General features: G+C 69.8%; 12 protein-coding genes and 2 pseudogenes. 10 read left to right on the top strand and 4 right to left on the bottom strand.

What is annotated here, in order from left to right:
* Positions 1-319: 319 nt before the first annotated feature.
* The 6 genes and pseudogenes from ALI22I_RS10185 to ALI22I_RS55530 form a co-directional block, all read left to right on the top strand.
* Positions 320-2,815 carry a GH32 C-terminal domain-containing protein gene (locus ALI22I_RS10185; protein ID WP_238598261.1) on the top strand — a complete coding sequence of 832 codons (2,496 nt, stop codon included), beginning with the start codon at positions 320-322 and terminating at the stop codon, positions 2,813-2,815.
* Between the two features lie 62 nt (positions 2,816-2,877).
* The gene (locus tag ALI22I_RS10180) at positions 2,878-3,822 is read left to right on the top strand and encodes a carbohydrate kinase family protein (RefSeq protein WP_077005203.1); all 945 of its coding nucleotides are present in this window, start codon (positions 2,878-2,880) and stop codon (positions 3,820-3,822) included.
* A 542-nt stretch (positions 3,823-4,364) separates the two neighbouring features.
* Positions 4,365-5,309, top strand: coding sequence for a hypothetical protein (locus ALI22I_RS10175; RefSeq protein WP_077005202.1), 945 nt, complete (start codon positions 4,365-4,367; stop codon positions 5,307-5,309).
* 83 nt (positions 5,310-5,392) lie between these two features.
* The gene (locus ALI22I_RS50645) at positions 5,393-6,274 is read left to right on the top strand and encodes a hypothetical protein (RefSeq protein WP_077005201.1); all 882 of its coding nucleotides are present in this window, start codon (positions 5,393-5,395) and stop codon (positions 6,272-6,274) included.
* A gap of 713 nt (positions 6,275-6,987) precedes the next feature.
* Positions 6,988-8,454 carry an arabinofuranosidase catalytic domain-containing protein gene (locus ALI22I_RS10165; RefSeq protein ID WP_077005200.1) on the top strand — a complete coding sequence of 489 codons (1,467 nt, stop codon included), beginning with the start codon at positions 6,988-6,990 and terminating at the stop codon, positions 8,452-8,454.
* 96 nt (positions 8,455-8,550) lie between these two features.
* A pseudogene (locus tag ALI22I_RS55530) lies at positions 8,551-8,719 on the top strand (IS110 family transposase); the annotation flags it as partial.
* A 454-nt stretch (positions 8,720-9,173) separates the two neighbouring features.
* Here the strand turns inward: ALI22I_RS55530 and ALI22I_RS10155 are convergent.
* Genes ALI22I_RS10155 through ALI22I_RS10145 form a run of 3 tightly spaced genes read right to left on the bottom strand, consistent with a single transcriptional unit; the run spans position 9,174 to position 11,454 of the window.
* Entirely contained in the window at positions 9,174-10,160 is a 987-nt protein-coding gene (locus tag ALI22I_RS10155; RefSeq protein ID WP_077005199.1) for an ABC transporter permease subunit, read from the bottom strand.
* Complete coding sequence (locus tag ALI22I_RS10150; RefSeq protein WP_077005198.1) at positions 10,157-11,062, bottom strand: ABC transporter ATP-binding protein; 906 nt, start codon at positions 11,060-11,062, stop codon at positions 10,157-10,159. The genes ALI22I_RS10155 and ALI22I_RS10150 overlap by 4 nt, the downstream gene beginning before the upstream one ends.
* A complete protein-coding gene (locus ALI22I_RS10145) occupies positions 11,059-11,454 on the bottom strand; it encodes a GntR family transcriptional regulator (protein ID WP_077005197.1) in 396 nt (131 codons plus the stop codon). Before ALI22I_RS10145 ends, ALI22I_RS10150 begins: the two co-directional genes overlap by 4 nt.
* A gap of 222 nt (positions 11,455-11,676) precedes the next feature.
* Between ALI22I_RS10145 and ALI22I_RS10140 the strand changes: the two genes are divergently transcribed.
* Together ALI22I_RS10140 and ALI22I_RS50640 are read left to right on the top strand one after the other, a co-directional pair.
* Positions 11,677-11,874, top strand: coding sequence for a hypothetical protein (locus ALI22I_RS10140; RefSeq protein ID WP_238598260.1), 198 nt, complete (start codon positions 11,677-11,679; stop codon positions 11,872-11,874).
* A 10-nt stretch (positions 11,875-11,884) separates the two neighbouring features.
* Complete coding sequence (locus ALI22I_RS50640; RefSeq protein WP_179118175.1) at positions 11,885-12,046, top strand: hypothetical protein; 162 nt, start codon at positions 11,885-11,887, stop codon at positions 12,044-12,046.
* 6 nt (positions 12,047-12,052) lie between these two features.
* On the opposite strand, the gene ALI22I_RS10135 is transcribed toward ALI22I_RS50640, so the two are convergent.
* On the bottom strand, positions 12,053-13,207 hold the full coding sequence (locus ALI22I_RS10135) for a serine hydrolase domain-containing protein (RefSeq protein ID WP_077005196.1): 1,155 nt from the start codon (positions 13,205-13,207) through the stop codon (positions 12,053-12,055).
* 187 nt (positions 13,208-13,394) lie between these two features.
* Here ALI22I_RS10135 and ALI22I_RS10130 point away from each other — a divergent pair, with 187 nt between their 5' ends.
* A complete protein-coding gene (locus tag ALI22I_RS10130; RefSeq protein ID WP_077005195.1) occupies positions 13,395-14,024 on the top strand; it encodes an MBL fold metallo-hydrolase in 630 nt (209 codons plus the stop codon).
* A pseudogene (locus ALI22I_RS55525) lies at positions 14,021-14,524 on the top strand (ATP-binding protein); the annotation flags it as partial. The gene ALI22I_RS10130 and the pseudogene ALI22I_RS55525, both read left to right, overlap by 4 nt.
* Between the last annotated feature and the right edge of the window lie 51 nt (positions 14,525-14,575).

Genomic DNA, 14,575 nt, shown 5'->3' with positions numbered 1-14,575 from the left:
CGGGACCACCACGAGCCACGGTCGCGTCCCACTGAGCCCTCTCCCGAGGCCGCATGCCGTCGCGACCACGACCGGCACGGTGGTCCGTCGAACCAGGAGCTGCCCGATGAGTCGGCCGTACGACCGTGGTGATTCACCGATGAGGCGGGTGGGCTGTCGCTGCGGACGGCGGCGTCGGACAGCGGACGCGCCCCAGCCGCACGGCTCCGGGGGTGCGGAACACGTCCCACCCGCTCACCCCCGTGCACGCCCGGACCTCACGGCCCACCCCACCGCTTCCCCGAGAAGAAACGCAGGGCAGCCCATGACAAGACGGTTGATGACAGCCGTGCTGACCGCAGCGGCGCTCGTCGTCTCCACGAGCCCCGTCCTGGCGGCTCCGGCGACCGAGACCCACCGGCCGCAGTTCCACTTCACCCCGGAGCGGAACTGGATGAACGACCCGAACGGCCTCGTCTACCACAAGGGCGAGTACCACCTCTTCTACCAGCACAACCCCAACGGCAACTCGTGGGGCGACATGTCGTGGGGCCACGCGGTCAGCCGCGACCTCGTGCACTGGCAGGAACTTCCCGTCGCGATCGCCCATGACAACACCGAGATGGTGTTCTCCGGCAGCGCGGTCGTCGACCACGCCAACACCTCGGGCTTCGGCACCCGCGACGAGCCGGCGATGGTCGCCGTCTACACCAGCGCCCCCAAGACCGGCGGGAAGCAGGCGCAGTCCCTGGCCTACAGCACCGACCGCGGCCGGACGTGGACCAAGTACGCGGGCAACCCCGTCCTGGACATCGGTTCCGCCGAGTTCCGCGACCCCAAGGTGCAGTGGTACGCGCCCACGCAGAGCTGGCTGATGGCCGTGGCACTGTCCGCGGAGCGCAAGATCCGGTTCTACTCCTCCAAGGACCTCAAGTCGTGGGAGGCGCTCAGCGACTTCGGCCCGGCAGGGGCGGTCGGCGGCGTGTGGGAGTGCCCGGACCTGTTCCCGCTCAAGGTCGACGGCGACCCCCGCAAGACCAAGTGGGTGCTGGTGGTCAGCATCAACCCCGGCGGCATCGCGGGCGGTTCGGCCGCGCAGTACTTCGTCGGCGACTTCGACGGCACCCGCTTCACCGCCGACGACGACGGCAGCTACACCCCGCCCGCCGGCGTGGTCGTCGAGGACTTCGAGTCCGCCTACGGCCAGTGGAGCACCACCGGCGCAGCCTTCGGCGACGCACCGGCCACCGGCCTGCTCGCGGGGCAACTCCCCGTGGGCGGCATCGAGGGAACGGGCTACGCCACCAGCTTCCACGGCGGCGACAGCTCGACCGGAACCCTCACCTCGCCGCCGTTCACCGTGGACAAGCGGTACCTCAACTTCAAGGTCGGCGGCGGCAGACACCCGCACGACCCGGCAGCCGTGACCGGCGACGCCCCCGCCCCGGCGGGCCAGATCCTGGCCGACTTCGAGAGCGGCACCTACGGGACCTGGACCGCAGCCGGCGAGGCGTTCGGCACCGCACCCGCGACCGGCACGCTCCCCGGCCAACAACCGGTGTCGGGCTGGCAGGGCAGCGGCCTGGTCAACACCTTCCTCCGCGGCGACGCCACGGTCGGCACCCTGACCTCGCCGGAGTTCACCCTCTCCGCGCCGTACCTGAACTTCCTCATCGGCGGTGGCAACCACCCGGCCGACTCCGAAGCGCCCACCGCGGCACGGTTGGTCGTGGACGGCGAGGTCGTGCGCAGCGCCACCGGCAAGGACTCCGAGGCGCTCAACTGGGCGTCCTGGGACGTCCGCGACCTGGCAGGCCGGAAGGCGCGCTTCGAGGTCGTGGACGGCAACACCGGCGGCTGGGGGCACATCCTGGTCGACCACGTGGTGCTCGCCGACGCACCGGCCAAGCCGCGTTCCACCGAGACCTCGGTCAACCTCCTCGTGGACGGCAAGGTCGTGCGGACGGCCACCGGAGCGGACAGCGAAACCCTGGACTGGGCCTCCTTCGACCTGCGCGAGCACCTCGGCAAGCAGGCACGAATCTCCGTGGTGGACATGAACACCGCCGGCTGGGGACACGTGATGGTCGACCGGTTCGCGCTCGCCGACGCACCCGCGAAGTCCACTGTGGAGCGGGCGGACTGGGTCGACTACGGCAAGGACTACTACGCGCCGGTGTCGTGGGAAAACGCCCCGGACGGCAAGCGCTACACGATCGGGTGGATGAACAACTGGCAGTACGCCGGCAACATCCCGACCTCACCGTGGCGCAGCGCGCAGAGCGTCCCCAGGCAGATGGGGCTGCGCACCATCGGCGGCGAGGTCAAGCTGGTCCAGGAACCGGTCCGCGCCCTCGACCGCCTCCACCGCGGGCAGCCGTTCTTCCTGCACGGCAGCACCATCCGCGAAGGCTCGCGGTCACTGGGCAGGCACGCCGAAGGTCAGGCCCTGGACATCGAGGCGACCTTCTCCCTCCGCGACGCCGAGCGCTTCGGACTCAAGGTGCTCAGCGGGACAGGCCAGGAGACAGTCATCGGCTACGACACCACGACCGGTGAGCTGTACGTCGACCGGACCCGGTCCGGACGCACCGACTTCAGCACCGAGTTCCCCGCCGTGCAACGCGCGCCGCTGGCCGCCGTGAACGGGAAGGTGACGCTGCGCGCCCTGGTGGACTGGTCATCGGTTGAGGTCTTCGGTGGCGCGGGCCAAGCCGTGATCACCAGTCAGGTCTTCCCCGACCCCACCAGCGACGGGGTGGAGGTCTTCGCCGAGGGCGGCCAAGCCCGGACCGACCGCCTCACCATCCGGGACATGGGCACCTACCGACGCTGACCGCCCGCGGTGGTGGAGCCTGGCTCCGGCTCCACCACCGCTTCCCCGACAAGGAACACGAGATGATCATCGTTGGTGGCGAGGCCCTCGTCGACCTCGTGCCCGACCACGCCGGCGGCTACCGTCCCCTTCCCGGTGGCAGCCCCGCCAACACCGCCGTCGGTCTCGGCAGGCTCGGCACCCCGAGCGCCCTGCTGGCACGGCTGGCCGACGACCGCCTGGGCGCACTGCTGCGCGCCCACCTGGAGACCTCCAACGTCGACCTCGGCTACGTGGTGCGGTCCACCGCCCCGACGACGCTCGCTGTCGTGGACGTCGACCGGGAAGGCGCGGCCGACTACTCGTTCTACATCGACGGCTGCGCCGACGGCGGCTGGCAGGTGGCCGACCTGCCGACCGTCCTCCCGTCGCACGCGGCACTGCACGTGGGCGGCTCCTTTGCCCTGGCCGTCGAGCCGATGGCCGCGGCGTTCGAAACCCTGCTGTCCCGAGAACACCCGCACCGCGTGGTCACCTTCGACCCCAACATCCGCCCTTCCCTGGTCAACGACGACAACGCGGTGCGCGCCCGGCTGCGACGCTGGCTCGGGATGGCGGACGTGGTCAAGGTCAGCGCCGACGACCTGCGCTGGATAGCCCCGGACCGCCCCTTCGCCGACGTCGTGGCCGAGTGGCACGAGATGGGGCCGACTCTCGTCGTCGTCACCCGTGGCGCGGAGGGCGTGCACGCCTCCGGCCCGGCCGGCCGGATCGACCTGCCCGCCGTGCCCGTCGACCTCGCCGACACCGTCGGAGCGGGAGACGCCTTCATGGCCGGACTACTGGCGGCCCTCGACCGGAAAGACCTGCTGACCCGAACCGGTGTAGCGGCACTGACCGAACCCGAACTAACCGAAATCCTCGCCTACGCCCAACGCGTCGCCGCCCTCACCTGCACCCGCCCCGGAGCAGACCCACCGTGGTTCGACGAACTGCTCCCCACCAACCCCCGTCCCGCGATCTTCTGACCTCGACAGAGGCGAGGTCCGGGTCTGTCAATCGAGCGACTCTGTCCATGGTTGCGTGATCAACTGACTGTGCCGGATCCGGATGCGCGGCGGAGTTTGTAATCAGGTCCGCTGTGTGATCGTCAAGGTCGACGCCCCGCGACCAGGAGTCGACTTTGGCATCGGCCTGCGGCTTCTTCGCCGTGCACGGCCAGTCCTTCACCGAGGATGAATGCGGTACATGTCTCGCCCGATGCGTTCACTGGTCATCCGGGCCAGTACTTCGCTGTTCTCGACCTTGAAGGTCTGGCGTCCGCCGTGGTGGTGGCTCTCGCTTGGCCGAGAGAAGCAAGCCACCTGCCCTGCGTCTCCCGCCACCGTGCCTTGAGGTCCGGAAGTATCGAGGTTGGGAAGGACGCAGTGGAGCCGGCGGGCGGGTCGGACACGGCAGTCGCCTGGGCGTTGTGAGAGCCTGCTGCGGTGCGCGGACTTCTCGACGATGAGCTCCTGGACGGCCGCACGAGGTTTCCACCTGGCTGCGACCGATCCGGTCAGCGTGGGCAGTGGACAGCGGCGATCTCCCAGGCGTCCTGGCTCGAATCGAGCAGTTGTGCCAGGTCTGGGGTGGAGCCTGCCGCCCGCTGATTCCAGTCGAGCACGGACGGATCCCCGAAACCTACAACCAACTGCTGCTCACCGAGGCCGTCGACCACGTGACAGCCGATGTCGACATCACCACCCCGCCGCGTGTCGAGCAGACCAGGACCTGGGATACCCCCATGGTGGTCGCCGTCTCGGGCGAAGGCCCCGCGGACTGGCCGCGCCCGGTGCAGGTGGTCGAACTGGCCGCTGACGACCCGTGGCGTCCCGTCTACACCGCCGTCCTCGGCACGCTACCGGTCTCACCCGATCCCAAACGACTCGAAGCGGACTTCCTCCGAGCCGATCTGGCGTTCGAGGAACTGTTCCCGGTCGAGGGCGTGTCGACCACCGGATCCCTGTCCGATCTCGTGGCCCGGCTGGAGAAGCACGACCGGATCAAACCCCGCGAACTCAGCAACTTCCACCTGGCGTACGGGATGGAGCCCGATACCGGGTTCTTCGGACACAGCAAGACGTTTCCGTCCCGTTTCCCGGCGCGGCGCGCGGCAGGCCCCAACATCATCGTCGCGGTGTCCCCCGGCTCCGTCGAGGATCTGGCGTTGCTATGGAACCTGCGAGCGGCGCACGGCGACAGCAGGGTGCTGCCGATCGGCATCCCGCTGCCGGAACTCACCCTCGAGGCTCTGCGCATGCTCAGTGAGCCCGGCAGGGCCACGATGTTCGGCTTCGCGGGCGGCAAATGCCACCTGACGAGCGCATCCGTTCCCTCGTCCCGGCTTGAGGAGTTGGCAGGCGACGATCCGCGCATCGTGGTCGCGGCACATGAGGATCTGCTGACCTTCGGCCGGCACCCGGCCGCCCCGGAACCCAGGTCGGCTTCTGGACATCCGGGCGCGCACGCCTGAGTCCGCTGGGAGACTCCGACCTGGACGTTCTGCGGCCGTTGCGGTGGGCGACCAAAGGCTCGGATGTGATTATCGATGTGCGTGTGCGCGATCGCCCACTGCCCGCCGACGGCACGATGCGCGGCCCTCGGTTCGGGCGTTCCTTCCGCGGTGGCGCAGCCCAGGCGAGCCTGGGGCAGCTGCGCCGGGGTGACAGCATCGAGGTGGCATGGCCGCCGTCGTGGACTTGCCTGGCCGCTGTCGCCCGAAGCCGAGGTCTGCCGGCCAAGCCCTCCGAACCGGGGCTTGCCGCGGTGACGCTGCTCCACTCGCTGGGCTCGATCGACGAGGTGGGATGGCTACTGCACCCACCACTGATCGACCTGCTCTACCGGCTCGGGGAACGCAGCGGCATGTCGTGGTGGAAGAAGCGGTGGACCCACACCCACAAACAGCTGCGTGCTCTCGGTGTCGACAACGTCGACAACGCCGTGCTGGAGCAGGCGGCCCGGGACCTGGGCCGGGATGATCCGGCCATCGCCCCCGCTGGAGAGGGGCGCGACTTGGCGTTCGCGGAGTTCCGCACCGCGCTCGGCGGAGACGCCGAGGCGGCATCGCGCTGGGTGCAGTGGGCCGAGCGTCGACACCTGCTGGTGCGCGGCGCACCCGTGGAATGCACGGCGGGCGGCGCACGCTCCTGGCTGCCAATGGGAGCACTTCCGCCGCCCGTGGTGTGTGCGGGATGCGGCCGCGAGATCGACCAACCGTTCCCCCCGAGCGGACTGAGCTTCACCTACCGCCTCGGCGAACCGTTGCGCCGGGTGCTGGAGACCGACAGCCTCGGCCATCTCCTCGCGGTGCGCTGGTTCACCGAACTGTTCGGGAACCGAAAGCTATCGGCTCGGTCGTCGATATCCATGAGCAGGTTACGGGCTTGCTGGGTGGTCCAGGCTCCGTCGGGGTTGGTGGTGGTGCCGAGGATGTAGACGTAGCGGGTGGCGTCCTCGATCACGACGAACACGTAGACGCGCTTGAGCGTGACGGCGCAGTCGACATGGAAGAAGTCGCACGCCAACATGCTCGTGGCCTGAGCACGCAGGAACCGCCGCCAGGAGGTCTCGGTGTTCCGGAATCGGCGCGGGCGGTATCCGCAGCCGCCTGAGCACACGGCGGATGGTCGACGCGGCCACCCTGTGGCCGAGCTTGAGCGGTTGCATGACAGTCGAACCGATTCGACTCGCATCAACGGCATCGTCGCAGTGTCCGGCACAGTACAAAGCTGGGGTGATCCCGGAACGCCCATCTGCACCGTTGACAGCTTTCGCGATCATGCCTAGGCTCACGCGAACCGGTTCGATACGGTTTATCGCCGATCCCGCGCCTTCCTCCCTCTTCTGGAGGACTCCATGGACGCCTGCTGTCCAGACCGACCCAGGCACACCTCGACATCGGCGACACGGCTTGCAAGACCACGGCCCACTCCATCGTCACCCGGCGTGGCAGCGGCCCGATACCGACATCGGCGTCCGGGCGACCAACGACCGCACCGACGTCGTGCGATGGTCCACCCATCGGGCGTGCCGACCGGCGGTGCCGATTCGTCCCAACCTGATTCCGAGAAGCCGATCCGGGGCCACGGCAGGGCTTCCGGACACGGCGGGCATCCCCGCCGTGGTGCACACGAAAGGCATAGATTGGTATGAGAAGCCGATCAGGCCGCCTCACGGCGGCCGTCGCAACTACATTCGTACTCGCCATCACAGCCGGACCGGCCGTGCTTCCCGACGCACCGAGCGCCCAGGCCGCCGCATCCGGACCGTGTGACATCTACGCCTCGGGCGGCACACCGTGCGTGGCCGCGCACAGCACGACCCGGGCGCTGTACGGCGCGTACAACGGTGCGCTGTACCAAGTCAAGCGGTCCTCGGACAACACCACGCGGGACGTCGGCGTGCTCAGTGCGGGCGGTGTGGCCAATGCCGCCACCCAGGACTCGTTCTGCGCCGGCGCGACCTGCCTCATCAGCATCATCTACGACCAGAGCGGCCGGGGTAACCACCTCACGCAGGCGCCCCCAGGCCACTGGCCCGGCCCGCTTCCCGGTGGGTGGGACAACCTCGCCGTCGCGACGGCCGCCCCGGTCACCGTCGGTGGACAGAAGGCCTACGGCGTCTACATCTCGCCCGGCACCGGTTACCGCAACAACCGGACCAACGGCGTCGCGACCGGCGACCAGCCCGAGGGCATCTACGCCGTCGTCGACGGCACCCACTACAACCAGTGGTGCTGCTTCGACTACGGCAATGCGCAGACCGACGGCGAGGCCGACGAGCGCGCCATCATGGAGACCGTCTACTTCGGTGCCAACCGGCAGTGGGGTTACGGGGACGGCGCAGGTCCCTGGGTCATGGCCGATCTGGAGTGGGGCCTGTTCTCCGGCGTGAACGCGGGGTACAACCGGAACCCGCCCATCAACCACCGCTTCGTGACGGCGATCGTCAAGGGCGAGTCGAACCACTGGGCGATCCGGAGCGGGAACGCGCAGTCGGGTGGCTTGACGACCGTGTTCGACGGGCCACGCCCCGCCGGCTACCACCCGATGAAGAAGGAGGGGGCGATCCTGCTGGGCATCGGCGGCGACAACAGCGTCTCCGGCGCCGGTACGTTCTACGAAGGCGTCCTGACCTCCGGCTACCCGTCGAACGCCACCGAGGAGGCCGTACAGGCCAACATCGCGGCTGCTGGGTATGCCCCACCCGGCGACGGCAACCCACGGCAGAACGTCCAGGTCGTGGGCAGCCAGTCCAACCGGTGCATCGAAGTGCCGAACGGCTCCACCGCCAACGGGCTCCAGGTGCAGTTGGCGGACTGCCAAAGCGTCGACCGGCAGCGCTGGACCTACACGTCCGACCGAAGGCTCCAGATCTACGGCAGCAAGTGCCTCGACGCCAACGGTCAGGGCACCAGCAATGGCACCCAGGTGATCATCTGGGACTGCAACGGCCAGGCAAACCAGCAGTGGAACGTCAACTCGAACGGCACCATCACCGGTGTGCAGTCCGGCCTGTGCCTGGACGCCGACGGCGCCGGGACGGCCGCCGGCACGAAGATCATCCTTTGGTCGTGCCACGGCGGCGTGAACCAACGATGGGGCCTGCGCGGTTGACCGGATCCCGTCGCCGGGCTTCGTTCCCCTCCCGACCGGCCGGCGATGTCACCACGGGCCTGGCGCCCGACAGCGGCGGCACCGCTGTCGGGCCCGGTCGTGCTCGGACAGGCCGCGACCGTCGGAACTGCCGGGTCGCGGTGGCCCCGACGCCGGGTGCCAGGTCGCCTACCTACCGGGCCTTGTCATGCGCCCGATCGCCGACCTGTACCCAGGCCGCGTGAAGACCGGCGAGCGGGCTGCGTTGGTGATCGCCGACGCGGCCCCGCTCGCCGCCGCCGCCTGGAGATCGGCGACGCCCTCTCCGTCAGCCGGGTGTTTCTCCGGTGCCGTGCACCGGACCCGCTACCATCTCGTCATCTGCGCTGCGGCCGTCCACCGCCGCGATCACTCGATCGAGCGGTCGGGACGGAACAGGGCGACTCTCTCGGGGAACCGGATCTCCACCGCGTTGCCGCGGTCCTCGTCTCGTGGACCGGCCGGCACCGCCACGTCACTCTCGCTTCCCTCGCCCTGGCCATCTGCACGAAGCTCCGCCGCACCCCAAAAGCCCCTGTGCAGGCCTGACCCTGGTGTGCCCGCGTCCGCAAGCCACGCCCGGACGGCCACTTCGGCGCGTTCCACCCTGGCATGGCATCGCCAGCTTGTCCCGGTTTCGTCGAGCCCGGCGACCAGCACCTCACTGCGATGGGTGCGCATGGCTGGTGAGCACGGTGCGCTCAAAAAACGCGGCGTTTGATCCGCCACACGACGAGTGCGAGCAGGGCTGCCGCGAGGCCGACGAAGATGGCCGCCTCGATGAGTTGGAACATCCAGAAGCGATCGGCCGGGTGGTACAGGACCCATTGCTGGATACCGCGCTCGTGCATGTACGCACTGAAATCCACTCCGGCGGCCCGTGCCGCGACATCCATCTCCACGGCCTCGTAGACCGAGAGGTGACGGCCCGACGGATCCGCGTAGCCCGACGCAATGATCCAGTCGGCGCGGTCACCTGTCGATATCCGGGAACCTCCGGCGTCGAGAGTCGCATCGTCGGCGGCCACGCGTTCCATGATGCTCCGCGGCGCCTGGACGTTCGGGCGCAACCAACCCGCCACGACGACGCGGACGGCGAGGTAGGCGCCGAGCGCGACCGCGAGCGCGGGCAGGCTGCGCCGCAGCACCGCGCCCGCCGCCGTGGCGGCGGCGAACGCGAACAGCGCGTACCCCGCCGGAACGAGCCCTTCCAGGTCGAACGCGTCGGTCGTGAACCGGCTGTTGAGCACGTCCAACGGCTGCCGGTACCAGGTGATCGACGCCGTGAGCGCGACGGCGAGCGTCGCGGTCAGCGCGCCCAGGGCACCGAGTTTGACCGCCAGCCAGCGCATCCTCGGCACCGCCTGGGTCCAGGCGAACTGCCAGGTGCCGGCTTCCAGTTCGCGGGCCACCAACGGCGCGCCGAGAAACGCGCCGATCAGGAACGGCACCAGGTTGAGCAGGGACAGCATCTTGGACGCGTACCCGTGCTCCTCGTTCAACCGCCTGATAGCGGTCGAGCACGCGTCGGAACCGTCGGTCAGCCCGCCCGCGCAGGCCGCGGCACCGTCGGGGAACAGGGAGCGCATCGACGACCCGGCCACGAGCAGGAAGAGGCCGATCGCCGCCACCAGCAGGCTCAGCGTGAACACTTCGGCGCGATGTTGCCGCCAGGCCAGCCACGTCATGCCGGCACCTCCGAGAAGGCCGGTGCCTCGACGTCGTGCCGGGTCGGGCGACGCAGGTAGGCCAGCACCAGGTCTTCCAGCCCGATCGGGTTGGCCTGCCAGCCGGGCGCGGTCGGCCCGCCGCCATCGCGCACCAGCAGCGTGGTGTGCCGGTCGCTGTGGGAGGCCTCGACGACCGTGCCCGCCTTGTCGAGATCGGCGGTCGTGCGCGGACCGACGAGCAGCCGGTGCTCGGCCAACAGCGTCTCGATGTCCCCGGCGAGCGTGACCCGGCTGTGGTTGAGCACGATCAGGTGGTCGCAGACGCGCTCCAACTCGGGCACGACGTGGGACGAGAACAGGACGGTCATGCCGTCGGCGGCGACCGCGCCCATCAGGGCCTGGAGGAATTCGAGTCGGGCGACGGGGTCGAGGCTGGCCATCGGCTCGTCCAGGACGAGCAGGTCCGGCCGCTTGGCCAACGCCAATGCCAGTGCCACCTGGGCTTGTTGGCCGCCGGAGAGGGCACCGGCCTTGCGGTCCAGCGGGATGTCCAGTTGCGCCAGCCGCCGTTCGGCGAGGCCCTGGTCGAAGCGCAGGTTGCAGGAGCGGCCCATGTGGAGCAGGTCCGCGACGGTGAAGTGCTTGTAGAGCGGGTGCTCCTGGGCGAGGAACCCGATGCGGGACAGCACCTGCGGGGTATTGGCGGCCGGGGACTGGCCAAGCACCTCCACGGTGCCGGACGTCGGCGCGAGCAACCCCACCACCAGGCGCAGCAGCGTGCTCTTGCCCGCACCGTTGGGGCCGACCAGAGCGATCACCCGGCCGGTCGGCACGGACAGGGTGCAGTCGCGCAGCGCCCACGTCCGACGGTAGCGCTTGCCCAAACCGTCGGTTCGGAGCGCGTACTCGGTTGTTGTCATGCGATGTTCTCATTCTTCGCTCGGTTGACGACAGCAGTGAAGAGCGCGTTGACCGCCTGCTCGTCCAGCCCGGCGGCGTGGGCCCGGTTCAACCAGGTCTCCAGACCGCGCCGCAACGAGGTGTACGTCGCGGCGGACATCCCCGCCGTCGGCGCCTCGTTGACGAACGTGCCCTGCCCGGGGCGACCGGTGACGAGATCCTCCTGCTCCAACTGCCGGTACGCCTTGGCGACCGTGTTCGGGTTGATCGCCAAGGTCTCGGCCACCTCGCGGATCAAGGGCAGCCGGTCACCTTGCCGCAGGAAGCCCAGCAGCACGGCTTGACGCACCTGCTGGACGAGTTGGAGATAGGGCGGCACACCCGAGCGGTTGTCGATCCGGAAGACGAACATGAACCCCTCCCACTGCTTTACTAGTGACATAGTAAAACAGTAAAAATCGCCTGTCGGCAAGCAGACGCGTCGAGTGCGGCAGGGGATCCGAGCCCACCGTCGGGCGTGGAGGGGCAGCGGCACGCGTCGGCTGCCTGCACGACAACCCGCTCGACCCTGTGCCGCTCGAAAGCCATCGCCGCTGGTAGAGCAGCGGCACCAATGAGTTGAGAGCGTGTCCGGGTGATCGTGTCCCTGCTGTACAGGGTGATCCGGGAGCTGCTGTCCGTCCCGTCGGTGCTGCTGCGCAGCGAGCCGGCGAAGGACGCCGAACTACTCGTGCTGCGGCACGAGAACGCAATCCTTCGGCGGCAACTGACAAGCCCGCTCCGCTACGAGCCTGCGGACCGGCCAGCGCGGCGGTCAGCAGCGCCGCGATAGTGGTGCCCTGGTGGACGGTGAACGGCCACTTGACCCCGTCGGCCAGCGCCTGCGCGACATCCGTCCGACCCACCGGCGCGAAGGTGTCGGCCAGCTCGGCCAGCCCACCGACGAGGTCGCGACCGCGGCGGGACCGTTGTTGACCGAGGGCCACATCGTCCGGTCTCAGTAACCTGGATCAGCTGGCGCCCTTCACCGCGTTGGCCACCGTTTCACACGGGTGGGTGTCGTTGGGACCGATCCAGCTGTTGACCACCAGCGACACCTCCACGTTGCCCGCGAACTTGCCGTGGCACGTGCGGACCGCCCGGCCGTCCTCGTCGTGGACCCGACCGCCGTGGGCGTAGCCGCCGGCGGGCAGGTAGTCGTACGGGCGCCAGCCCAGGCCCAGGGTGTCCATCCACTGGCGCACAGTCGGCGAGACGATGGTGCCGTAGCGCAGGTACACCTGCCAGCGGACCAGCTCGACGGCCGACATCCGCAGGCCCCGGTGGCTCGCGCACGCCTCGAAGTCCAAGCCCGACATCTCGAACAGCGACCCGCCGATGGCGGTGTTCAGCCGGTTGTAGGCCCGCCCCTCGGTGTCGGGGTTCTCCGCCAGGCACGTCGTCCACGGGATGCCGGCGGGGGCGAGCAGCTGCTCGTTGACGTAGTGCAGCGTCCACGGCGGCGAGGTCGACCCGATCCAGTCCGGCAGGCCCCGGTCGGGGTCGGTCAGCCGCCACAGCCGCGAGATGACCACCCGTGCGACGTCGTAGTTCAGGTTCTCGTAGGCGTAGCCCTCCTTGGCCTCGTTCGGCGTGACCGGCTTGGTCATCGTGTACTTGATGCCCGCGTACAGCCCGGTCATCTTCTTGCGCTCCACGCCGGACGAGTTCTGCCAGAGCTGGCCGAGCCCGGACTGGTGCCCCAGGATGTGCTTGATCTTCACGTTCTGCCACGACGGGTCGGCGCCCTCGCGCATGTCCGGCGGCAGGTACGGCCAGATCTTGGCCTCCGGCGTGAGCCCCGCCGCCTCGGTGAGCTTGAGCAGCGCCGCCGCGACGATGTTCTTGGTCGAGCTCGCGATCTCGATGCGGGTGAACGGCGTGAACGCGACGCCCGTGTCGACCCGTGCCTTGCCGGCCGCCCCCGTCTGCACCAGCTTGCCGTTCTCGGTGATCGCGAAGCCGTACCCGACGGTGGCCCCGCTCCCCAGCGCGGCCTGCAGGGACTGCGCCACCTTGGCGGTGTCGACGTCCACCAGCGGCGTGGCGATGTCGGCCCCCGCCGTGCCCGTCCCCCCGAGGGTGATCGCCGCGACCGCAGCCGCGATCATGCTCGCCTTCCTCATCTCTTCCTCCCCTGGAAGTCCGCCCCGGCCCGGTGCGCCGGCGCTGGGACAACCTTCGACCCGCGCCCACCCCCAGGGCATGAGGGACGACCCCTCACATCCCGGCGCGCGAATCGTGGGGGGTCCCACCGCACCCCCCACGATTCGGTGAAAGCGCCCAGCCGGTCCCGGCCGCTACGATTTTCGGATGCGACCGCTGGCACCGGGTGTCCACCAACTGCTGGGCCGCCCACCCCACATGATCAACGCCTACCTGGTCGAGGACGTACTGGTCGACGCCGGCACACGCGCCGCCCGCCGCCGGATCTCGCGCCGGCTGCGCGGCCGGGAGATCAGCGCGCACGTCGTCACGCACGCCCACCCCGACCACTTCGGTTCCAGCCACGCCCTGTGCGACGAGTTCGACCTGCCGCTGTGGGCCGGGCAGCGCGACATCGAGGCGATCGAGACCGCGACCCCGGTCACCGCGCCCGGCCGGCTGCCGAAACTGCTGTCACACATGAAGATGCCCGACCCGCACCCGGTCACGCGGGGACTGCGGGAAGGTGACGAGGTCGCCGGGTTCACCGTGCTGGACGTCCCCGGCCACTCCCCCGGTCACATCGCCCTCTGGCGCGACCACGACGGCGTCCTGATCTGCGGGGACGTGTTCTTCCGGCTGGCGCGGGTCTCCGGACCGCCGGACTTCCTCACCTGGGACCGCGAGCGCAACCGCGAGTCGATGCGCCGGCTGGCCGAGCTGCGGCCCCGGCTCGTCCTGTTCGGGCACGGCAGACCGCTGCGCGCCCCCGACCGGCTGCGCCGACTGGTCGGATGAGCCGCGCGGACCACACCCTCGAACGGGACCGGGAGCTGGGGCGGATCGCCGCCGCGCTGGACAGCGCCACCCGGGGCGAGGGCCGGATCGTCGTCATCGAGGGCACGGCGGGCATCGGCAAGACCCAGCTGGTGCGCGACTGCCGGGAGATGGCCAAGCAACGGGGTTTCGGCCGCCTGCAGGCCATCGGCGACGCGCTGGAGAGCGCGATGCCCTGGGGCGTCGTCCGCCAGATGGTCGAACGGTCGGTCTCCCGCTACCGCGGCGAGGTGCGCGACGCGATCCTGGCCGGGCCGCCCGGTGCGGCACTGGCCGCGCTCGACGGCGCCGCCGCGGACCCGAGCGAAGCCGAACTGGCCCGCACGCTGCACGCGTTGTGGTGGGTGGCGGTCGACCTGTCCGCCACCCGGCCGCTGCTGATCACGGTGGACGACGCGCACTGGGCCGACCTGCCCTCGCTGCAGTTCCTGGTCTACCTGTCCCGACGGATCTCGGACCTGCCGATCGCGCTGGTCGTGGCCACCCGGCCCCCGGAGAACTCCGGGCCGCTG

Origin of the sequence: Saccharothrix sp. ALI-22-I (assembly GCF_001984175.1) — a bacterium.
Taxonomy (GTDB): Bacteria; Actinomycetota; Actinomycetes; order Mycobacteriales; family Pseudonocardiaceae; genus Actinosynnema.
Note: the sequence above shows the minus strand (reverse complement) of the source record. Positions and strands in the feature narration are given on the sequence as shown.